Raw genomic sequence first — 20,068 nt, 5'->3', positions numbered from 1 at the left:
GAGGGCGGCGCGGGTGGGGGCCGCCGGGGTACCGTCCCGGCATGGTGGACCGGGACGGGGCCGGGGCGGCCGGCACCGAGCAGGAGCGCAACGTCGAGGTGGTCCGGCGCTATCTGCGGACCTTCGTCACCAAGGACCTGGCCGAACTGGCCGAGGTGGTCGCCGAGGACGTGGAGATCTACGGCTCGGGCACGGCGGTGCGCGGGCGGCGCTACCCCGAGGCGGCCGTCTCCTCGCCCGGGCTGACGGTGCTCGACCAGCGGATCCTGGAGATCTTCGCGGCCGGGGACCGGGTGGTGGTCTCGATGGCGCAGACCTACCGGCGCGACGCCACCGGGGCCACCACGGTGCAGAGCGCGTGCAAGATGTACCGGCTGGCCGGCGGCCGGATCGTCCAGTTCTGGGGCGAGCAGGACACCTACGGCCTGCTGCGTGGCCTCGGGTTGCTGCCCGACGTGCCGATCGCCTTCTGACCGGCGCGCTGGGCGCGCTGGCCGGCGGGCGTGCTCTCCATGGCCCGCTGCACCGCACGGTAGATCTGGCCGAAGCGCAGCGCGTCGCCGGTGTGCAGCAGCCGCACCGGCCGGCCCCGCCAGCGCGCCCACATCTCCAGCTCGCGGCTGCCGCGGGCGTAGGACCGGTCGAGGTGTTCGAACAGCACGTCGGCGAGCGGCCCGATGCCGAGGCCGACCAGCACGGACGCCCCGACGATGGCGATCGTGACCACGACGGAGCGGTGCAGCCAGACCGCCAGCCCGATGCCGAGCACGGCGGCCACCAGCGGGCCGGCGAGGGCGGCGCCGATCGCACCGCGGCCGGCGAGGACCCGCCAGGAGCGGTCGCCCCGCCGGTGCCACACCATGCTCAGTTCGGCGAGGGGATAGCTGAGCCCGTCCACCCGGACGGCGGTGGAGGTGACCTGGACCGACTTGTCGTCGTAGTAGGTGATCATGGCCTCACTCCCGGTGCAGGGGCGGCGACAACTCCAGTTCGGCGCGTCGGACGCCGCGAGCGACCCGGAGCCGTCGACACCACACTGTCTACCCCAACGACCCTGGTCGTAAGGTTGGCACGCGACTTCGACGAGGAAGTGAGGGCAGCGTGAGCGAGTTCGTCAGGCTGGAAGTGAAGGACGGCATCGGCACCATCCGGCTGGAGCGGCCGCCGATGAACGCGCTCAACACCCAGGTGCAGGAGGAGTTGCGCGCCGCCGCCGCGGCGGCCACCGCCGACGCCGAGGTCCGCGCGGTCATCGTGTACGGCGGCGAGAAGGTCTTCGCGGCCGGCGCGGACATCAAGGAGATGGCCGACATGTCCTACGTGGACATGTCCGGCCGGGCCGCCGACCTGTCCAGCGCCCTGGGCGCGATCGCCCGGATCCCCAAGCCGGTGGTCGCCGCGATCACCGGGTACGCCCTGGGCGGCGGCTGCGAGCTGGCCCTGGCCTGTGACTGGCGGATCGTGGCCGAGGACGCCAAGCTCGGCCAGCCGGAGATCAAGCTCGGCATCATCCCGGGCGCCGGCGGCACCCAGCGGCTGGCGCGGCTGGTCGGCCCGGCCCGCGCCAAGGACCTGATCATGACGGGCCGGATGGTCGACGCCGAGGAGGCGCTGCGGATCGGCCTGGCCGACAAGGTGGTCCCGGCCGCCGAGGTCTACGAGGCCGCGGTCGCCTACGTGAAGCCCTACCTGACCGGCCCGGTGCAGGCGCTGCGGGCGGCCAAGCTGGCCGTCGACGGCGGCCTGGACATGGACCTCAACTCCGGCCTGGCCTGGGAGAGCCAGCTCTTCGCGGCGCTGTTCGCCACCGACGACCGGCGCGAGGGCATGGCCGCGTTCGTCGAGAAGCGCAAGCCGGGGTTCACCGGCCGCTGAACCGCCGGTCCGGGTCGGCGGCCCACCGTCGCCGCCGACCCGAGAACGGTTCACATCCCGCCTACCGGCCAGTAGCGTGTGACTCCGGTCATGACGAAGGGAAGTGGCGATGACGGAACGGGTCGAGGGGCACGGCGGCGAGCTGGCCCTCGCGGCGCTGCGCGCGCACGGCGTACGGGAGATGTTCACCCTCTCCGGGGGGCACGTCTTCCCGCTCTACGACGCCGCGCACCGGACCGGCTTCCCGATCTACGACGTCCGGCACGAGCAGTCCGCCGTCTTCGCCGCCGAGGCGGTGGCGAAGCTCCAGCGCCGCCCCGGCCTGGCCGTGCTCACCGCCGGCCCCGGCGTCACCAACGGCGTCTCCGGCCTGACCAGCGCCTTCTTCAACGCCTCACCGGTGCTGGTGCTCGGCGGGCGGGCCCCGCAGTTCCGCTGGGGCTCCGGCAGCCTCCAGGAGATGGACCACCTGCCCCTCGTCGCCCCGGTCACCAAGCACGCCGAGACGGTGTTCAGCGCCGACGACATCCCGCGCGCGGTCACCGCGGCCCTCACCGCCGCGCTCACCCCGCACCGCGGCCCGGCCTTCCTCGACTTCCCCCTGGAGGCCGTCTTCTCGGTCGGCGACGCGGACCTGCCGGCGGTCACCCCGCCCGCCCCGATCGAGGCCGACCCGGACGAGGTCGCGAAGGCCGCCGCGCTGATCGCCGCCGCGTCCCGGCCGGTGATCATCGCGGGCTCCGACGTGTACGCGGGCGACGCCGTCGAGGCGCTGCGGGCCGCCGCCGAGTCGCTCCAGGTGCCCGTCTTCACCAACGGCATGGGCCGCGGCGCGCTGCCGCCGGAGCACCCGCTCGCCTTCGCCAAGGCCCGCCGCGTCGCCCTCAAGAACGCCGACGTGGTCGTGGTGGTCGGCACCCCGCTCGACTTCCGGCTGGCCTTCGGCGACTTCGGCGACGCGCGGGTGGTGCACGTCGTCGACGCGCCCAGCCAGCGCGCCGGGCACGTCCAGCCGGCCGCCGATCCCGCCGGTGACCTGCGGCTGATCCTCACCGGGTTCGCCGAGCACCCCGGTGACCGGGCCGACCACGCCGACTGGATCGCCCAGCTGCGCACCGCCGAGGACGCCGCGAAGGCGCGCGACGCCGAGGAGATGGCCGCCGAGACCGACCCGATCCGCCCGGCCCGCGTCTACGGCGAGCTGCGCAAGGTGCTCGCCCCCGACGCGATCACCATCGGCGACGGCGGCGACTTCGTCTCGTACGCCGGGAAGTACCTGGAGCCCGCCCAGCCGGGCACCTGGCTCGACCCCGGCCCGTACGGCTGCCTGGGCACCGGGATGGGCTACGCCATGGGGGCGCGGGTCAGCCACCCCGACCGGCAGATCTGCGTGCTCATGGGCGACGGCGCGGCCGGCTTCTCGCTGATGGACGTGGAGTCGCTGGCCCGCCAGCGGCTCCCGGTCGTGATCGTGGTCGGCAACAACGGCATCTGGGGCCTGGAGAAGCACCCCATGCGGGCCATGTACGGCTACGACGTGGCCGCCGACCTGCAGCCCGGGCTGCGCTACGACAAGGTCGTCGAGGCGCTCGGCGGTGCGGGCGAGACGGTGGAGAAGGCCGCCGACCTCGGCCCGGCCCTGGCCCGCGCGTTCGACGCCGGCGTGCCGTACCTGGTCAACGTGCTGACCGACCCGGCCGACGCGTACCCCCGCTCGTCGAACCTGGCCTGACCTCGACGCCGCGACCGCCGCCGCCCGGGTGACCGGCGACGGCGGTCGCGCCGTCGCGCCCGGAACCGAAAAATCAGCGGTCTGTCAGCGCCTGTCGCCGTAGCGTCAGCGCCGTCGCTCAAGGTGGGGTGACCAGCCAGAACGACGGGAGCAACGATGACGTACGCGACGCACGCGGAGGGCCTGGTGCGCGGCTTCGGCGCCACCAGCTCGCGCAGCCGCGGCAGCAGGGCGTCCGGCGCGGCCCCGTCCAGCCGCACCTCGACCAGGTCCTCCGGGCCCGGTGCAGCCGGGCGCCGCCGACCTCCACCGGCGTCCCGGTGTCGGCGCGCAGCTCCAGGGGGCCGAGCGGGCTGATCCGCACGGCGTCGATTGTGCCCGCCCGGCGCCCGCCGGCCGCGCTCAGACCTCCGGCCGGTCCCGGTCGTCCTGCCCGCGGCGCAGCTCCTCCTCACGCCGGCGCAGGTCCTCCTCCCAGCGGCGGAGGCGTTCCTGGTCGTCGGCCCGCCTGCGCTCGGCGAGCGAGGAGAGGAACTCGGGGTCGTCGTCCGGCGCGACCGGCCGGGGACGGTGTTGCTCGGAGAAGCCGTTCCCCATGGGCCAGGCGGTCCGCGTCCGCCGGGCGCCGGCCTCCCGGCCGGCCACGAACCAGGCGATGGAGCCGACCAGCGGGAAGAACAGGATGATCAGCACCCAGGCGACCCGGGGCAGCGCGCGGATCTCGCCCTCCTCGGCGGAGAGGCAGCTGATCAGGGCGCAGACGGCAAGCACGAGCTGGGCCAGGAAGAGCAGCCCGTAGAGGCGAACCATGCCGGACATCATGGCGCACTGGGGATGCTCAGCGCAGCCCGCGCAGGACGTGCAGCACGCCCAGCAGCGCGAGCCCGGCCGCCGCCAGCGCGGTGAGCGGGATCGACCAGCGCTCCGGCCCGCGCGGCCCGACGCCGGTGGCCCGCCGCCAGCCGACCAGCAGGACGCCCGACCAGATGACCACCGCCAGTCCGGCCAGCAGCGCGTCGACCGTGCGCCCGGTGAACGCCAGCCGGAGTTCCAGCACCAGGATCGCGGTGACCGCGAGCAGCGTCCGCCGCCAGGCCAGCCGGGTGCGTTCCGGTTGCAGCCCCGGGTCCCGGCTCACCCGAGGGCCCGGGCCAGCACGACGGCCACCAGCACCAGCGCGCCCAGCGCGACCACGAGGGCCAGGACGGCCGGGAAGCGGGACGCGGGCAGCTCCTCGTCCAGCCGGATGGCCCGTTCGGTGCGGGCCCAGTGGTCCACCGCCCGGACCGCGACCGTGGCGCCGAGCAGCAGCAGCGCGACGGCGATCACCTCGCGCAGGTGGGCCAGGGGGAGCCGGGGGAGGAACTGGGCGGCGGCCAGCCCACCGGCGATCAGCGCGAGCCCGGTGCGCAGCCAGGCCAGGAAGGTCCGCTCGTTGGCCAGCGAGAAGCGGTAGTCCGGCCTGCTGCCGACCGACCGCAGCTCGCGCGGGTCGAACCAGCCCTTGATCGCCTCCCACACGTCGTCGATTATCCGCTTTGCCCGGTGCCTAGCCTGAAGGGATGACCGATCTTGACGCGCGGACCCTGCGCGACGCCTACGACACCCAGATCCGCCCCGAGCTTCCGGACCCGGTGCCGGCCGGGGTGACCATCGACCGGGACGGCCCGCTGTTCCGCGTCCTCAACCTGGACCGGGGCGGTTTCCTCACCTACCGCACGCTGGACGGGCTGGCCGGCGCCGAGCTGGACGCGCTGATCGCCCGGCAGGTCGAGTTCTTCCGCGCCCGGGGCGAGTCGGTCGAGTGGAAGCTCAACGGGCACGACGAGCCGGCCGACCTGGGCGACCGGTTGCGCGCCGCCGGCTTCGTGCCGGAGGACCTGGAGACCGTCGTGGTCGGCCCGGTCGCGGCCCTGGCCGCCGCCGTCCCGACCCCGCCCGAGGGGGTACGCCTGCGCGAGGTCACCGGCCACGAGGACCTGCGCCGGATCGCCGCCATGGAAGAGGCGGTCTGGCAGGAGGACCGGAGCCACCTGGTGACCGGGCTGGCCCGGGAGATCGAGGCCGACCCGCAGTCGATCACGATCGTGGTGGCCGAGGCGGGCGACACCGTGGTGAGCGCCGGTTGGGTGCGCTACCTGCGCGGCACCGGCTTCGCCACGCTCTGGGGCGGCTCGACGCTGCCGGAGTGGCGGCGCAAGGGCATCTATCGGGCGCTGGTGGCCTACCGGGCGCGGCTCGGCGAGCAGCGCGGCAAGACCCTCGTACAGGTGGACTGCTCGCCGGACAGCCGGCCGATCCTGGAGCGGCTCGGTCTCGTTGCGGTCACCACGACCACCCCGTACGTCTACACTCCGTGATCATGGAGCGGTTGACGGCGGACGAGCAGCTCACCCTCAAGACCGGAGCCTTCGGGGCCGTCTTCCTGGTGTCCAACGCGGTGCCCGGGATGCTGGGAATGGTGCGGGAGAGCATCGCCGCGTCCGGGGCGCTGGGCGACGCCAGCGGGGTGGTCAAGGAGGCGCTGACCACCGGTCCGTTGCCGCAGCTGCCCCGGGACTCGGCGCTGGAGGTCGAGGCGACCGTGCTGCCGGCGCTGGGCCGGGCGGTGGAGATCCTTCGCACCAAGTCGCCGGGGGACGTCGAGGCGTACCGGTCGGTGGTGCTGGCGGCCGCCGACCGGGTGGCGCAGGCGCACCGGGGTGTCGCGCCGGCCGAGGCCGCGGTGATCGACAAGATCAGGCACGCGCTGGCCGAGCCGGCCTGACCGGCTCGGCCGACCAGAGCGCCCGCACGCTGGCCTTGACGCAGCGGTCGCGGACCCGGCCGCAGGCGCAGCGGTAGGTCTCCGGGAGCATGCGGCGGCAGGCCCGGCGGGCGGTTCGGGGGCCGTCCGCCGCGGACCGCCGTCCCGCCGAAACGCTCTTTTCTGGCATATCCGTCACCTCCCTGTTTCGGGGAGCTTACCCGCCGCGACGGACCCCGGTGACCTGTGTCACTCTGAGGCGCCGGGGAGGCGATGCTACTTGCGGGTAACATAGCCCCCGTGGGCAACTGCACAGCTCCGCGCGGTTGACCGAACGTTAAGTCACGCGCAAGGCTGCGCCCGTGACCGGGCGAGTGATCGCTACACCAAACAGGAGGGTCGTCGAAGCGCGATGAACATCGTCGTACTCGTCAAGCAGGTGCCCGATTCGGGCGCGGACCGCAACCTGCGTCCTGACGACAACACCGTCGACCGCGGTTCGGCGAACAACGTCATCAACGAGATGGACGAGTACGCCATCGAGGAGGCGTTGAAGATCAAGGAGGCGCACGGCGGCGAGGTGACCGTCCTGACCATGGGTCCGGACCGGGCGACCGAGTCGATCCGCAAGGCGCTCTCCATGGGCCCGGACAAGGCCGTGCACGTGGTGGACGACGCCCTGCACGGGTCCTGCGCCGTGACCACCTCGAAGGTGCTCGCCGCCGCCCTGGGGCAGCTCAACGCCGACCTGGTCATCTGTGGCGCCGAGTCGACCGACGGCCGGGTCCAGGTCATGCCGCACATGATCGCCGAGCGGCTGGGCGTGGCCGCGCTGACCGGCGCGCGCAAGCTCACCGTCGACGGCGCCACGCTGACCGTCGAGCGGCAGACCGAGGAGGGCTACGAGGTGGTCACCGCCTCGACGCCCGCCGTCGTCTCCGTCTGGGACACCATCAACGAGCCGCGCTACCCCTCCTTCAAGGGCATCATGGCCGCCAAGAAGAAGCCGGTGCAGACGCTCTCCCTCGGTGACCTGGGCGTCGCTCCCGCCGAGGTGGGCTTCGACGGCGCCACCAGCGCCGTGCTCGAGCACACCAAGCGCCCGCCGCGCTCCGGCGGCGAGAAGATCACCGACGAGGGCGAGGGCGGCGTGAAGCTGGTCGAGTTCCTCGCCACCGAGAAGTTCGTGTGAGAGGTCTGGGACATGTCTGAGGTTCTCGTCGTCGTCGAAGCCACCAAGGAATTCGGCGTCAAGAAGGTCACCCTGGAGATGCTCACCCTCGCCCGCGAGCTGGGCACCCCGAGCGCGGTCGTGCTCGGTGGCGCCGGCGCCGCCGAGGCGCTGAGCGCCAAGCTGGGCGAGTACGGCGCGGAGAAGATCTACGCCGCCGAGGGTGAGGAGATCGACGGCTACCTGGTGGCCCCGAAGGCCACCGTGCTGGCCGAGCTGGTCCGGCGGGTGCAGCCGGCCGCCGTGCTGCTCGCCTCCTCCCAGGAGGGCAAGGAGATCGCCGCCCGCCTGGCCGTCAAGCTGGACAACGGCATCCTGACCGACGTGGTGGCCCTCACCGCCGACGGCACCGCCACGCAGGTCGCCTTCGCCGGCTCCACCATCGTCAAGTCCAAGGTCACCAAGGGCCTGCCGCTGGTCACCGTCCGGCCCAACTCGCTCAACCCGGCCCCGGCCGCGGCCACCCCGGCCGTCGAGCAGCTCACCGTGTCGGTCGCCGACGCCGACAAGCTGGCCAAGGTCGTCGAGCGGGTCGCCGAGCAGAAGGGCTCCCGCCCGGAGCTCACCGAGGCGTCGGTCGTCGTCTCCGGTGGTCGCGGCGTCGGCAACGCCGACAACTTCAAGCTGGTCGAGGAGCTGGCCGACCTGCTCGGCGGCGCGGTCGGCGCGTCCCGCGCGGCGGTCGACTCCGGCTTCTACCCGCACCAGTTCCAGGTGGGCCAGACCGGCAAGACCGTCTCCCCGCAGCTCTACGTCGCGCTGGGCATCTCCGGCGCGATCCAGCACCGGGCCGGCATGCAGACCTCCAAGACCATCGTCGCGGTGAACAAGGACGCCGAGGCGCCGATCTTCGAGCTGGCCGACTTCGGCGTGGTCGGCGACCTGTTCAAGGTCGTCCCGCAGGCCGCCGAGGAGATCCGCAAGCGCAAGTGACCCCGTCACGACGCGAGCCGCCGTCCGGTGATCCGGGCGGCGGCTCGCTGTGTGTCGCGGGCCCTTCCGTGGAAGGGAGCTGATCGGCGGGCCGGGGAGCTGAGCCGGCCCGCCGATCAGCCCGTCAGGGTGCCCCTCAGCAAACTGTCGCCGGAGTGGGCGGGCTTGTTTGTCGAACTGTTCGACGTCTTGCTCAGGGTACCCAAGGAAGACCAGCGCAGCGTCCGGGGATCCCTCAGATCCTCGAGTACCCCGGAACCTCCCCGAGATTCGTCGGGCGCGGGGTGCAACCGGTCGCGGACGGAGGCCGCGCCGGTGCGTCCGATGTGGCTTCCCCCGCCCCTCGCCCGCCGGGCTGACCGGGTCGTCAGGGGGCGTGCCGGCCGGAGCGTCCGGACCGCCCGCCCCCAGGCCCGCACCGGACGGGCGGTCCGGCATCGGGCGGCACGCCGGTGGGCCGTTAGGCTGAGCGGTGATGGCATACCTGGATCACGCGGCGACGACCCCGATGCTCGACGAGGCACTCGAGGCGTACGTCGCCACGGCCCGCGAGGTGGGCAACGCGTCGTCGCTGCACGCGGCGGGCCGGCGTGCCCGGCGGCGGGTGGAGGAGTCCCGGGAGCGGGTGGCCGCCGTGCTCGGCGCCCGCCCGTCCGAGGTGATCTTCACCGGCGGTGGCACGGAGAGCGACAACCTGGCCGTGAAGGGCATCTTCTGGGCCCGCCGCGCCGCCCGGGCCGAGCGGGTGCGGGTGGTCTCCAGCGCCGTCGAGCACCACGCCGTGCTGGACGCGGTGGACTGGCTGGCCGGGCACGAGGGCGCCGAGGTCGGCTGGCTGCCGGTCGACGCCGCGGGCCGGCTCGACCCGGAGCGGCTCCGCGCCGAACTGGCCGCGCACAGCGACCGGGTGGCCCTGGTCACCGCGATGTGGGCCAACAACGAGGTGGGCACCGTGCAGCCGGTGGCCGAGCTGGCCGCGGTCGCCGCCGAGCACGGGGTGCCGTTCCACACCGACGCGATCCAGGCGGTCGGCCAGGTGCCGGTCGACTTCGCCGCCAGCGGCGCCGCCGCCCTCACCGTCACCGGCCACAAGCTCGGCGGCCCGACCGGGGTCGGCGCGCTGCTGCTGGCCCGCGACGTGGCCGCCACCCCGCTGCTGCACGGCGGCGGCCAGGAGCGCGACGTCCGCTCCGGCACCCTCGACACCGCCGGCATCGTCGCCTTCGCGGTCGCCGTGGAGGCCGCCGTGAAGGGCCAGCAGGAGTACGCGGCCCGCGTCGCCGCGCTCCGCGACGACCTGGTCGAGCGGGTCCGGCAGGCGGTCCCCGAGGTGATCTTCAACGGCGACCCGGGCGACCGGCTCCCCGGCAACGCGCACTTCTCGTTCCCGGGCTGCGAGGGGGACGCGCTGCTGCTGCTCCTGGACGCCCAGGGCATCGCCTGCTCGACCGGCTCGGCCTGCTCGGCCGGGGTGGCCCAGCCCTCGCACGTGCTGCTGGCGATGGGCGCCGACGACGACCGCGCCCGTTCGTCGCTGCGCTTCACCCTCGGCCACACCAGCACCAGGGCGGAGGTCGACGCGCTGATCGCCGCGCTGCCGGGCGCCGTGGAGCGGGCCCGCCGCGCGGCCGCCCTCCGCACCCCCCGCTGAGCCGGATACCCTCGGTGATGACGAGGGGAGTGAGCTGGTGAGGGTTCTGGCGGCGATGTCGGGCGGGGTGGACTCCGCCGTGGCGGCGGCGCGCGCGGTGGAGGCCGGGCACGACGTGACCGGTGTGCACCTGGCGCTGGCCCGCAACCCGCAGACGTACCGCACCGGCGCCCGGGGCTGCTGCACCCTGGAGGACTCCCGGGACGCCCGCCGCGCCGCCGACGTGCTGGGCATCCCGTTCTACGTCTGGGACATGGCCGACCGGTTCCACGAGGACGTGGTGGACGACTTCGTGGCCGAGTACGCGGCCGGCCGTACCCCGAACCCGTGCCTGCGCTGCAACGAGAAGATCAAGTTCGCGGCGGTGCTGGACCGGGCCGTGGCCCTGGGCTTCGACGCGGTGGTCACCGGCCACCACGCCCGCCTCGGCCCCGACGGCCTGCTGCGCCGCAGCGTCGACGCGGCCAAGGACCAGTCGTACGTCCTTGCCGTGCTGACCCGGGCGCAGCTCGACCGGTCGATCTTTCCGCTCGGCGACTCGACCAAGGCGGAGGTGCGCGCGGAGGCCGCCCGGCGCGGTCTCGCCGTGGCCGACAAGCCCGACTCGCACGACATCTGCTTCATCGCCGACGGCGACACCCGGGGTTTCCTGTCCCAGCGGCTCGGCGAGGCCCCCGGCGAGGTGGTGGACGCGCTCACCGGCGCGGTCGTCGGCAGCCACACGGGCGCCTACCAGTACACCGTCGGGCAGCGGCGCGGCCTGCACCTGGACCGGCCCGCGCCGGACGGCCGCCCGCGCTACGTGCTCTCCATCACCCCGAAGACCAACACGGTCACCGTGGGCCCGGCCGAGGCGCTGGAGGTCGCCGAGGTCCGCGCCGCCCGCCCGCTCTGGACCGGCGGCGAGCGGCCCACCGGACCGGTGGAGTGCGAGGTGCAGCTGCGGGCCCACGGCGACGTGGTGCCGGCCACGGTCGAGCTGACGGCCGACGGCCTGCGCGCCGAGCTGCGCCGCCCGGTACGCGGGGTCGCCGCCGGGCAGGCGATCGTGGCCTACCGGCCGGACCCGGCCGGAGACGTGGTGCTCGGCTCCGCCACCATCACCGGCTGATCCGTCGCTCCGCTCCGGGCGAGAAGCCGGAGAACCTGTCGGACGCTACGAACGTGATGACGTGAACGACTCAGGCCGGCGGGGCCCACCGCCGCCCCGCAGGACTGTCGCCGGGTTCGCTCGATGCGGCGGGCGGGGTGGTGGATAGGCTGCGGCGGTGACTGACCAGAGGTGGCCCTGGCCCGGCGGGGCGGCGACCGGCATCGGGTCGCTGCCCGGCACCGATATCGCCGAGGCGCAGCGCATCGTGCTCGGTGAGCTGCCCGACCTGCCGCACCTGCCGGAGCTGCCCGCCCGCGGCCCCGGCGCCGACCTGATCGGCCGCACCGGCGGGCTCCTCGTCGAGCTGCCGGTCGAGCTGTACGCGGGGCGCTGGCGGATCGCCCCCCGTCCCGGCAAGGACCTGCGCCGCGCCCGCGACCTGATGGAACGCGACCTCGACCAGCTCGCCGAGCAGGCCGAGCAGTACGCCGGCCCGGTCAAGGTCCAGGCCGCCGGTCCGTTCACCCTGGCCGCCTCGCTGGAGCTGCCGATCGGCGGCCGGCTGCTGCGCGACCCCGGCGCGGTCCGGGACCTCGCCGGCTCGCTCGCCGAGGGGCTGCGCGGGCACGTGGCGGCGCTGGCCCGGCGGCTGCCCCACGCCTCGGTGCTGCTCCAGCTCGACGAGCCGTCGCTGCCCGCGGTGCTGGCCGGCCGGGTGCCCACCGAGAGCGGCCTGGGCGCCTACCGGCCGGTCGAGGCCGAGGTGGCCCGCGCGTTGCTGCGCGGCGTGATCGAGGCGGCCGGCGTGCCCACCGTGGTGCACTGCTGCGCGCCGGACGTGCCGCTGGAGCTGATCCGCACCGCCGGCGCCGTCGGCGTCGCCCTCGACCTGGCCCTGGTCACCGACCTGGACCCGCTCGGCGAGGCCATCGACGCCGGGTTCGGCCTGCTGGCCGGCGCCGCGCCCGCGCTGCCGCCGCCGGCCGGTCGCGCGCCGACGTCCGCCCAGGTCGCCGACCGGGTACGCCGGGTCTGGGACCAGCTCGGCTTCCCCCGTCGCCGGCTCGCCGAGCAGGTGGTGGTCACCCCCGCGTGCGGCCTGGCCGGGGCCACCCCGGCGTACGCGCGGGAGGTCCTCGCCGCCTGCCGGGACGCCGGCCGCCGGCTCGCCGAGGAGTGAGGTTTCCTGTCGTACGGCGGGGGCAGGATGACCGGCATGATTGGACAGCTGCGTTCCGTGGTGATCGACTGCCCTGATCCGCGCGCGCTGGCCGGCTTCTACGCGGAGCTGCTCGGCCTTCCGCTGATCGAGGACAACTCCGACGGCGACGAGTGGGTGGTGCTCGGCGGCCCACCGGGTCACCAGCCGCGCGTCGCCTTCCAGAAGGCGCTCAACCTGCGTGCCCCGGCCTGGCCCGACCCCGAGCGGCCGCAGCAGTTCCACCTCGACGTCACCGTCGACGACATCGAGATGGCCGAGAAGGCGGCGCTGGCCCTCGGCGCCCGCCGGCTGCCCGGCGAGGGGGAGGGCTTCCGGGTCTACGCCGACCCGGCCGGCCACCCGTTCTGCCTCTGCTGGGACTGACCACGCCGGGCCTGCGCGGCCGGGCCGCACCCGGCGCGCATGGGCGTGCCGCGCCCGGCTTGCGCGGGCGGGGCATGATCGCCACCGTGATCGAATCCGCCCCGCGCCGCGCGTCCGGCTCGCTCTTCGGCCTCGCCTACGGCGACGCCCTGGGCAAGCCCACCGAGTTCCTCACCGTCACCGAGATCGTCCGCCGCTACGGCCCGACCGGCCCGCGGGAGCTGACCGGTGACCCGGCGCTGGTCACCGACGACACCCAGATGGCGCTCGCGGTGGCGTGGGCACTGCACGACGCACCGGCCTTCACGCCCGAGGCGGTGGAGCCGTTGCTGCGCCGGCGGTTCCTCGACTGGGCGGTCAGCCCCGACAACAACCGCGCGCCCGGCATGACCTGCCTGCGCGCCTGCGCCGAGCTGGACCGGGGGACCCGCTGGCAGGACGCGACGGTCGCCGATTCGAAGGGCTGCGGAGCGAACATGCGGGTCACCCCCGTCGGGCTGCTCGACGCCGACCTCGACACCCTGGCCGGGCTGGCCCAGCTCCAGGCCGGCCTGACCCACGGCCACCCGACCGGCCTGGCGGCCAGCGAGCTGACCGCGTACGCGGTCCGGCTGCTGCGCGACGGCGCCGCGCTGCCCGAGCTGCCCGGGTTGCTCACCGACCGGGCGCACGCCCAGCGCACGGTCTACCGGGGCGACTGGCTCGGCGACCTGTGGCAGCGCTCGGGCGACCCGACGCCGGCGGAGTTCATGGCCCGGGGCTGGGACGACTGCCTGCGGGTGCTCGGCCGGCTCGACGCGGCGCTGGCCCGCCCCGACGACGGCGGCGACCCGTGCCGGCTCACCGGCGAGGGCTGGATCGCCGAGGAGGCGCTGGCCACCGCGCTGCTCTGCGCGCTGCGCCACCCCGACGACCCGGTCGGCGCGCTGGCCCGCGGCGCCACCACGGCCGGTGACTCGGACTCCATCGCGGCCCTGGCCGGCGCCTTCGTGGGCGCCGCGCACGGCATGTCGGCCTGGCCCGCCGACTGGTCCATGCGAATCGAGTACGCCGACCAGCTGAGCGCGCTCGCCGCGCCGCTCGACTGAGCCGGGCGCCCCACCGCCCCATTCCTGTTGATCACACTGGCGTGCCTTGACCGCCCAGGTCGCGCGGTGCGGGCGGTGGTCAGGCCGTCAGGTGGGGGAGGCGGCGGATGCCCTGCCAGAGGTCGGGGTCGCAGGCGCCGGCCCGGTCCGCGAAGGCGGTGAGGGGCACCGGGATCGGCTCGCTGATGTCCAGGAAGCTGTCGTGGTCGGCGTTCGGGTCCCAGCTCCGGGTGGGGATCGGCAGGTGGTCGTCCCGGCCCGACTTGTCCTGGCTGGTGATCTTCAGGACGTCGGCGTCCCGGCCGTCGAGCCGCAGCACCAGGCAGGGGCGCACCTTCGAGCCGGTCCCGTCGGCGTAGGGCACGTCGGCCCACCAGATCTCCCCGGGCCGGGGCGCACTCGCCGGTCCCCGCCCGGCGTTCCGGGGTCGGGGCGGCGCACCGGTACGCCCACGCGGCCCGGTGTCCCGGGGCGGCACGCCCGCACGCTTGCGCGCCCGCTCGCCACCGGACCGCCTCGCGACCCGGCCACGCCACTCGCCCCACAGCCAGCCGGCCGCGACACACGCCACGATCGCCGCGGCCCAGAGCAACCCGTCGCGCATGCGTACCCCCGCCTCTCGCCCGTGCCGGCCCACCACCGCCGCCCGGCGATCGTCGCACGCCGACCACCCACCACCCCCCAGTCGCCCCGCGCCCGGCCGCGTCCGGCGATCATGAGGTTGGCGGGGTGGGATGTCCGGTTCGGTGCCGGCAACCTCATGATCGGCGGAGAACGCACCGGTCTGCCGGCGGCGGTTGTCAGCCCCGCCCGATACCGTGCGGAGGTAGCACGATCACGGGAGGTCGACAGCGGTGTCCGAAGGCGGCAGGGTGTCCGAAGAAGCGATTCCCCAGGCGGTCAGCCCCGCGCAGGAGGCGGCGGCCGGCGCCGAGCCGACCCCGGAGGCGCGGGAGCGGCACGCCACGCTGAGCCAGGAGCTCACCGAGCACCAGTACCGCTACTACGTGCTGGACGCGCCGACCATCTCCGACGCCGAGTTCGACAAGCAGCTGCGGGAGCTGGAGGCGCTCGAGGAGCAGTACCCGGCGCTGCGCACCCCCGACTCGCCGACCCAGCGCGTCGGCGGCACCTTCTCCACCGACTTCACCCCGGTCACCCACGCCGAGCGGATGCTCTCGCTCGACAACGCCTTCGCCGACGAGGAGCTGGCGGCCTGGGCCGAGCGGGTCGAGCGGGACGCCGGCGGCCCGGTGCCCTACCTGTGCGAGCTGAAGGTCGACGGCCTGGCCATCAACCTGACCTACGAGAAGGGGCGGCTGGTCCGGGCCGCGACCCGGGGTGACGGGCGCACGGGTGAGGACGTCACCGCCAACGTGCGCAGCATCCGGGACGTGCCGGCCCGGCTGACGCCCTCCGACGACTTCCCCGACGTGCCGGAGTTCCTCGAGGTGCGCGGCGAGATCTACTTCCCGGTGGCCGCCTTCGCCGACCTCAACGCCGGCCTGGTCGAGCAGGGCAAGGCGCCGTTCGCCAACCCGCGCAACGCGGCCGCCGGCAGCCTGCGCCAGAAGGACCCACGGATCACCGCCTCCCGGCCGCTGCGCCTGGTGGTGCACGGCATCGGCGCCCGCCGGGGCTTCCAGCCGGCCGCGCAGTCCGAGTCCTACGCGGCGCTCAGAGCGTGGGGGCTGCCGACCAGCGACCGCTGGCGGGTGGTGCCCGACCTGGCCGGGGTGGCGGAATACATCGCCTACTACGCCGAGCACCGGCACGACGTCGAGCACGAGATCGACGGCGTGGTGGTCAAGGTCGACCCCGTCTCCATCCAGGGGCGGCTCGGCTCGACCAGCCGCGCGCCGCGCTGGGCCATCGCCTTCAAGTACCCGCCGGAGGAGGTCACCACCAAGCTGCTCGACATCGACGTCAACGTCGGGCGCACCGGCCGGGTCACCCCGTTCGCCGTCCTCGAACCGGTCCGGGTGGCCGGCTCCACGGTCGCCCTGGCCACCCTGCACAACGCCCGCGAGGTCGAGCGCAAGGGCGTGCTCATCGGCGACACGGTGGTGCTGCGCAAGGCCGGCGACGTCATCCCCGAGGTGCTCGGCCCGGTGGTCGACCTGCGCCCGGCCGACGCCCGCCCGTTCGTCATGCCCACCGCCTGCCCGGCCTGCGGCACCCCGCTCGCGCCGGCCAAGGAGGGCGACGTCGACATCCGGTGCCCCAACTCGCGCAGCTGCCCGGCGCAGCTCCGGGAGCGGGTCTTCCACCTGGCCGGTCGGGGCGCGTTCGACATCGAGGTACTCGGCTACAAGGGCGCCGCCGCGCTGCTCGACGCCGGGATCATCCAGGACGAGGGTGACCTGTTCGCGCTCGACGCCGAGCAGCTCTCCCGCTCGCCGTTCTTCGTCAACAAGGACGGCACGCTGGGCAGCAACGCGACCAAGCTGCTCGACAACCTGGCCGTGGCCAAGGAGCGGGAGCTCTGGCGGGTGCTGGTCGCGCTCTCCATCCGGCACGTCGGCCCGACCGCGGCGCAGGCGCTCGCCCGGCACTTCCGCTCGGTCGAGGCGATCGACGCGGCCAGCGAGGAGGAGCTGTCCTCGGTGGACGGCGTCGGCCCGACCATCGCGGCCAGCATCAAGGAGTGGTTCGCCGTCGACTGGCACCGCGAGGTGGTGCGCAAGTGGGCCGAGTCCGGCGTGCGGATGGCCGAGGAGGCCGGCGAGGAGGGCCCGCGCCCGCTCGAAGGGGTGACCGTGGTGGTCACCGGCACGCTGGCCGGGTTCAGCCGTGACCAGGCGTCCGAGGCGATCCAGAGCCGGGGCGGCAAGGTCACCGGCTCGGTCTCGAAGAAGACCGGCTTCGTGGTGGTGGGCGACAACCCCGGCTCCAAGGCCGACAAGGCCGCCGACCTCAAGCTGCCGATCCTCGACGAGGAGGGCTTCCGGGTGCTGCTGGAGTCCGGCCCGGACGCGGCCCGCGAGGTGGCCCGCGTCGAGGGGTGATCCGCCTACCGGCGGCCCTGCCGCGCATTCCAACTTAATTACGACTACGACCGATTCGTGACTGTCGTGTCGGGGAAATCGGCACCGAGGGCGTTTCATTGGCGTACGGCGCGTGACCGTGCGCGCCGGGGCCGACCCCGGGAGGTGCGATGGAGACCGGCGACCCGCGAAACTCCGTCCCGCCCGGGCGGACCGGGCCGTTCTTCGGCTTCGTCACCGTGGTCGGTGTCCTGGCCCTGCTCGTCTCGGCCGTGCCGCTGGCCGCGCTCCCCGACGACCTGCCCCACCTGCCGGCCGCCTTCTGGACCATGGCGGCGCTGGCCGTCGCCTGCGACGCCCGCCCGTTCGTGCCGCCCGGTCGACGGCAGACCTCGGCGGTCTTCCCGTCGACCTGCTTCACGTTCGCCATCCTCCTCGGCTGGGGGCTCGGCCCGGCCGTCGCCGTGCAGGCCGTGGCGGTGGCCGTCTCCGGCTGGCGGCTCGGCTACGCCGGCTGGCGCACCGCCTTCAACGGGGCCCAGTACGCCTGCGCGCTGGCCGCCGCGTACGCGGTCAGCCGGCTCGGCCCGGGCGAGCTCTTCGGCGACGGCCGGCTGCACTGGACCGACGTGGCGGCGGTGGGTGGCGCCACGGCGACCTGGTTCGTCGTCAACTACGGCCTGGTCAGCTGCGCGATCCGGCTGCGGTTCGGCGACCGCTGGTGGCCCAGCGTCCGGCAGGGCCTCGCCTACGAGCTGCTCTCCACCGGCTCGCTGCTGCTGCTCGCCCCGGTGCTGGTGGCCGCCGCCCGGGCCAGCGCCGCGCTGATCCCGTTGGTGCTGGTGCCGCTGTTCGCGGTCTACCGGATGGCCCGGCTCTCCGCCGAGCGGGAGCAGCTCGCCGACCTCGACCCGCTCACCGGGCTGCCCAACCGCAAGGCCCTGCTCACCGAGGTGGCCGAGCAGGTGCACCTGCACGCCGAGCGGGCCGCCCGCGGCGAGCCGGACGCCCACCTGGCCCTGCTGCTGCTGGATCTCGACCGGTTCAAGCACGTCAACGACGCGCTCGGGCACGCGGTGGGTGACCGGCTGCTGGTCGAGGTGAGCGCCCGCCTCATCGAGGTGGTCGACGGGGAGGAGCTGGTGGCGCGGCTCGGCGGCGACGAGTTCGCCATCGTCGTACCCGGGCTCACCGGCACCGACCAGGCCCGCGAGCGAGCCGACCGGGTGGTGGCCGCGCTCGCCGAGCCGGTGCCGCTGGACGGCCTGCCGCTGGACGTGGGCGGGTCCATCGGCATCGCCCTGTTCCCCGAGCACGGCGAGGACTTCGCCACCCTGATGCGCCACGCCGACGTGGCCATGTACGACGCGAAGCACCGCAACGACACCGTGGCCGTCTACGCGCCCGAGTCCGACCACAACTCCGCCGAGCGGTTGAGCCTCCTCGCCGACCTGCGCCGGGTGCTGGAGTCCGGGCCGCCGGCCCGGGCCGAGGAGCCGACCGGCGTCCGCGGCGGCGACGGCGCGGCGCTCGCCCCCGCGCCCGGCCTGTCCACCCCGGCGGCTCGGTCGGCCCGTGGCGACGGCCTGCCACGCAACGGTGGCCGGGCCGGAGGGGCGCGAGCCGGCTCCTCCGGCGGGGCGCGCCTGACGCCGCGCCGGGACCTGGAGCCGCCGGCGCGGTGGCGGCTGCGGCGCCGCGAGCGGGTGGAGGTGCGGCACGACGACGAGCTGATCAACCGGATCGTCACGGGCGCCGACCCGATCCGCCGCCGGGCCACCCGCGCGACCACGCCGGAGACGCCGCCGGAGATCCCGTCGCCCGACGACGGCGACCGGCTGAGCCCGGCCCACGGCGGCGCCGCCGGGGCGGTGCCCGACGCCCGGCCCGGGACGGTGGCCGACGACCTGCCCGGGGCGGTAACCGACGACCTGCCCGCTGCGGTGGCGGACGCCCGGCCCGGCGCGGTGGCCGACGACCAGTCCGGGGCGGTGCCCGACGGGCAGCCCGGCGCGGTGCTCGGTAGCCGGACCGGAACGGTGTCCGCCGGGCGTCCGGAGCGCGGCGCTTCCGATCTTCCGGCCGGCGTAGCCGCGATCCGGGGGGCCGAGCAGCGCGTCGGCGCCGGTTCGGCCGGGCTCGACGACCCGGCCGGGGACCCGGGCGAGATCACCATGTACTACCAGCCGCAGATCGCCATCGCGACCGGCGAGGTGGTCGGCGTCGAGGCGCTGCTGCGCTGGCGGCACCCGCGCCGGGGCATGGTCGACCCCGGGGAGCTGATCCAGGTCGCGGAGCAGAGCGCGGTGATGCGGCTGCTCACCCGCCGGGTGGTGGACGACGTGGTGGAGCAGGTCGCCAAGTGGTCCGCCGCCGGCGTCACGCTGCGCGCCGCGCTCAACGTCAGCGTCCGGGACCTGCACACCGGCGAGATCGCCGACCAGATCGCCGACCGGCTGGCCCGGTACGGCGTGCCGCCGGACCGGTTGCAGGTCGAGATCACCGAGGGCGCGCTGATGGCCGACCCGCGGCGGGTGCTGGCCAGCATCACCCAGCTGCACCGGATCGGGGTCGGCATCGCGCTGGACGACTTCGGCACCGGCTACTCGTCGCTGCAGCACCTGCGCCGGCTCCCGCTGTCCGAGGTGAAGGTCGACCGGTCGTTCGTGCTCGGGATGGCCGACGACGCCGACGACGCGGCGATCGTCCGATCGATGATCGAGCTGGCCGGGGCGCTCGGGCTGCGGGTGGTGGCCGAGGGCGTCGAGGACGAGCGCACCTGGCGGCTGCTGCACGCGGCCGGCTGCGACGTGGCGCAGGGCTGGTTCTACGCCCGGCCCATGCCGGCCGGGGAGCTGGTCACCTGGCTGTCCCGGTACCGGCCGGTCCACCCGGCCGTGGCGGCGGAGGGCGAGGGACCACGTCGCCCGGCCGGCTGACCGGCGGGCCCGGGCGGCTGACCGGCACACCGGCCGGCGGGCCCGGCCCGCTGAACGGCACACCGGCCGGCGTGCCGGCGGGGCGGGCACCGGGAGTCGGAGGCGTCGACCCGACCGGAGGGCAATAGACTCGCTCCGGTCACCGCGTGTCATCGTCCCCGGCGAGCGCGCGGCCGGCACACCGCAGACGCAGCAGGACAGCCACGAA

General features: G+C 74.8%; 19 protein-coding genes. 14 read left to right on the top strand and 5 right to left on the bottom strand.

The annotated features are described in order from the left end of the window. Nucleotides 1-41 precede the first annotated feature (41 nt). Entirely contained in the window at nt 42-473 is a 432-nt protein-coding gene (locus tag RMN56_RS05175; RefSeq protein ID WP_313722688.1) for a nuclear transport factor 2 family protein, read from the top strand. Here the strand turns inward: RMN56_RS05175 and RMN56_RS05170 are convergent. Next, entirely contained in the window at nt 419-952 is a 534-nt protein-coding gene (locus RMN56_RS05170) for a DUF6232 family protein (RefSeq protein WP_313722687.1), read from the bottom strand. The two genes, RMN56_RS05175 and RMN56_RS05170, sit on opposite strands and share 55 nt — an antisense overlap. Before the next feature lie 149 nt (nt 953-1,101). On the opposite strand from RMN56_RS05170, the gene RMN56_RS05165 reads away from it, so the two are divergent. Both RMN56_RS05165 and RMN56_RS05160 read left to right on the top strand, forming a co-directional pair. Next, entirely contained in the window at nt 1,102-1,875 is a 774-nt protein-coding gene (locus RMN56_RS05165) for an enoyl-CoA hydratase-related protein (protein ID WP_313722686.1), read from the top strand. A gap of 109 nt (nt 1,876-1,984) precedes the next feature. Continuing rightward, a complete protein-coding gene (locus RMN56_RS05160; protein WP_313722685.1) occupies nt 1,985-3,607 on the top strand; it encodes an acetolactate synthase in 1,623 nt (540 codons plus the stop codon). Nucleotides 3,608-4,009: 402 nt separating this feature from the next. On the opposite strand, the gene RMN56_RS05155 is transcribed toward RMN56_RS05160, so the two are convergent. The 3 genes from RMN56_RS05155 to RMN56_RS05145 are packed head-to-tail and all read right to left on the bottom strand — an operon-like array spanning nt 4,010 to nt 5,128. Beyond that, nucleotides 4,010-4,417, bottom strand: a complete 408-nt coding sequence (locus RMN56_RS05155) for a PLD nuclease N-terminal domain-containing protein (protein WP_313722684.1) — start codon at nt 4,415-4,417, stop codon at nt 4,010-4,012. Nucleotides 4,418-4,445: 28 nt separating this feature from the next. Next, a complete protein-coding gene (locus tag RMN56_RS05150; RefSeq protein ID WP_313722683.1) occupies nt 4,446-4,745 on the bottom strand; it encodes a DUF202 domain-containing protein in 300 nt (99 codons plus the stop codon). Further along, on the bottom strand, nt 4,742-5,128 hold the full coding sequence (locus tag RMN56_RS05145) for a YidH family protein (RefSeq protein WP_313722682.1): 387 nt from the start codon (nt 5,126-5,128) through the stop codon (nt 4,742-4,744). The genes RMN56_RS05150 and RMN56_RS05145 overlap by 4 nt, the downstream gene beginning before the upstream one ends. A 41-nt stretch (nt 5,129-5,169) precedes the next feature. Between RMN56_RS05145 and RMN56_RS05140 the strand changes: the two genes are divergently transcribed. From RMN56_RS05140 to RMN56_RS05100, 9 genes are all read left to right on the top strand, one after another. Continuing rightward, complete coding sequence (locus tag RMN56_RS05140; protein ID WP_313722681.1) at nt 5,170-5,967, top strand: GNAT family N-acetyltransferase; 798 nt, start codon at nt 5,170-5,172, stop codon at nt 5,965-5,967. A gap of 2 nt (nt 5,968-5,969) precedes the next feature. Further along, nucleotides 5,970-6,374 carry a hypothetical protein gene (locus RMN56_RS05135; RefSeq protein ID WP_313722680.1) on the top strand — a complete coding sequence of 135 codons (405 nt, stop codon included), beginning with the start codon at nt 5,970-5,972 and terminating at the stop codon, nt 6,372-6,374. Nucleotides 6,375-6,765: 391 nt separating this feature from the next. Further along, complete coding sequence (locus tag RMN56_RS05130; RefSeq protein WP_313722679.1) at nt 6,766-7,545, top strand: electron transfer flavoprotein subunit beta/FixA family protein; 780 nt, start codon at nt 6,766-6,768, stop codon at nt 7,543-7,545. Nucleotides 7,546-7,557: 12 nt separating this feature from the next. Then, nucleotides 7,558-8,517, top strand: a complete 960-nt coding sequence (locus tag RMN56_RS05125) for an electron transfer flavoprotein subunit alpha/FixB family protein (protein ID WP_313722678.1) — start codon at nt 7,558-7,560, stop codon at nt 8,515-8,517. A gap of 475 nt (nt 8,518-8,992) precedes the next feature. Continuing rightward, complete coding sequence (locus tag RMN56_RS05120) at nt 8,993-10,168, top strand: cysteine desulfurase family protein (protein ID WP_313722677.1); 1,176 nt, start codon at nt 8,993-8,995, stop codon at nt 10,166-10,168. 37 nt (nt 10,169-10,205) lie between these two features. Continuing rightward, on the top strand, nt 10,206-11,279 hold the full coding sequence (gene mnmA / locus RMN56_RS05115) for a tRNA 2-thiouridine(34) synthase MnmA (protein WP_313722676.1): 1,074 nt from the start codon (nt 10,206-10,208) through the stop codon (nt 11,277-11,279). Between the two features lie 157 nt (nt 11,280-11,436). After that, nucleotides 11,437-12,441 carry a methionine synthase gene (locus RMN56_RS05110; protein WP_313722675.1) on the top strand — a complete coding sequence of 335 codons (1,005 nt, stop codon included), beginning with the start codon at nt 11,437-11,439 and terminating at the stop codon, nt 12,439-12,441. 36 nt (nt 12,442-12,477) lie between these two features. Next, nucleotides 12,478-12,846: a VOC family protein gene (locus tag RMN56_RS05105; RefSeq protein ID WP_313722674.1), complete on the top strand. Its 369-nt coding sequence runs from the start codon at nt 12,478-12,480 to the stop codon at nt 12,844-12,846. A gap of 74 nt (nt 12,847-12,920) precedes the next feature. Continuing rightward, nucleotides 12,921-13,934 (top strand): ADP-ribosylglycohydrolase family protein, encoded by a 1,014-nt coding sequence (locus tag RMN56_RS05100; RefSeq protein WP_313722673.1) that lies wholly within the window; start codon nt 12,921-12,923, stop codon nt 13,932-13,934. Between the two features lie 79 nt (nt 13,935-14,013). Here the strand turns inward: RMN56_RS05100 and RMN56_RS05095 are convergent, their stop codons facing one another. Further along, nucleotides 14,014-14,538 carry a type II toxin-antitoxin system PemK/MazF family toxin gene (locus RMN56_RS05095; RefSeq protein ID WP_313722672.1) on the bottom strand — a complete coding sequence of 175 codons (525 nt, stop codon included), beginning with the start codon at nt 14,536-14,538 and terminating at the stop codon, nt 14,014-14,016. Nucleotides 14,539-14,806: 268 nt separating this feature from the next. Here RMN56_RS05095 and ligA point away from each other — a divergent pair, with 268 nt between their 5' ends. Continuing rightward, complete coding sequence (ligA, locus tag RMN56_RS05090) at nt 14,807-16,942, top strand: NAD-dependent DNA ligase LigA (RefSeq protein ID WP_313722671.1); 2,136 nt, start codon at nt 14,807-14,809, stop codon at nt 16,940-16,942. Between the two features lie 149 nt (nt 16,943-17,091). After that, nucleotides 17,092-19,860 (top strand): EAL domain-containing protein, encoded by a 2,769-nt coding sequence (locus RMN56_RS05085; RefSeq protein WP_313722670.1) that lies wholly within the window; start codon nt 17,092-17,094, stop codon nt 19,858-19,860. Nucleotides 19,861-20,068 lie beyond the last annotated feature (208 nt).

This window comes from Micromonospora halotolerans (assembly GCF_032108445.1).
In the GTDB taxonomy this organism is placed as follows: domain Bacteria; phylum Actinomycetota; class Actinomycetes; order Mycobacteriales; family Micromonosporaceae; genus Micromonospora; species Micromonospora halotolerans.
This window is presented reverse-complemented; position numbering and strand designations above follow the sequence as displayed.

Excerpts from the sequence above, each read along its gene's own strand:
- RMN56_RS05170 (WP_313722687.1), bottom strand. The coding sequence starts at position 952 with ATGATCACCTACTACGACGACAAGTCGGTCCAGGTCACCTCCACCGCC.
- RMN56_RS05135 (WP_313722680.1), top strand. The coding sequence starts at position 5,970 with ATGGAGCGGTTGACGGCGGACGAGCAGCTCACCCTCAAGACCGGAGCC.
- RMN56_RS05085 (WP_313722670.1), top strand. The coding sequence starts at position 17,092 with ATGGAGACCGGCGACCCGCGAAACTCCGTCCCGCCCGGGCGGACCGGG.
- RMN56_RS05140 (WP_313722681.1), top strand. The coding sequence starts at position 5,170 with ATGACCGATCTTGACGCGCGGACCCTGCGCGACGCCTACGACACCCAG.
- RMN56_RS05160 (WP_313722685.1), top strand. The coding sequence starts at position 1,985 with ATGACGGAACGGGTCGAGGGGCACGGCGGCGAGCTGGCCCTCGCGGCG.
- RMN56_RS05175 (WP_313722688.1), top strand. The coding sequence starts at position 42 with ATGGTGGACCGGGACGGGGCCGGGGCGGCCGGCACCGAGCAGGAGCGC.
- RMN56_RS05105 (WP_313722674.1), top strand. The coding sequence starts at position 12,478 with ATGATTGGACAGCTGCGTTCCGTGGTGATCGACTGCCCTGATCCGCGC.
- RMN56_RS05100 (WP_313722673.1), top strand. The coding sequence starts at position 12,921 with ATGATCGCCACCGTGATCGAATCCGCCCCGCGCCGCGCGTCCGGCTCG.
- RMN56_RS05095 (WP_313722672.1), bottom strand. The coding sequence starts at position 14,538 with ATGCGCGACGGGTTGCTCTGGGCCGCGGCGATCGTGGCGTGTGTCGCG.
- RMN56_RS05120 (WP_313722677.1), top strand. The coding sequence starts at position 8,993 with ATGGCATACCTGGATCACGCGGCGACGACCCCGATGCTCGACGAGGCA.
- RMN56_RS05155 (WP_313722684.1), bottom strand. The coding sequence starts at position 4,417 with ATGGTTCGCCTCTACGGGCTGCTCTTCCTGGCCCAGCTCGTGCTTGCC.
- RMN56_RS05125 (WP_313722678.1), top strand. The coding sequence starts at position 7,558 with ATGTCTGAGGTTCTCGTCGTCGTCGAAGCCACCAAGGAATTCGGCGTC.
- RMN56_RS05130 (WP_313722679.1), top strand. The coding sequence starts at position 6,766 with ATGAACATCGTCGTACTCGTCAAGCAGGTGCCCGATTCGGGCGCGGAC.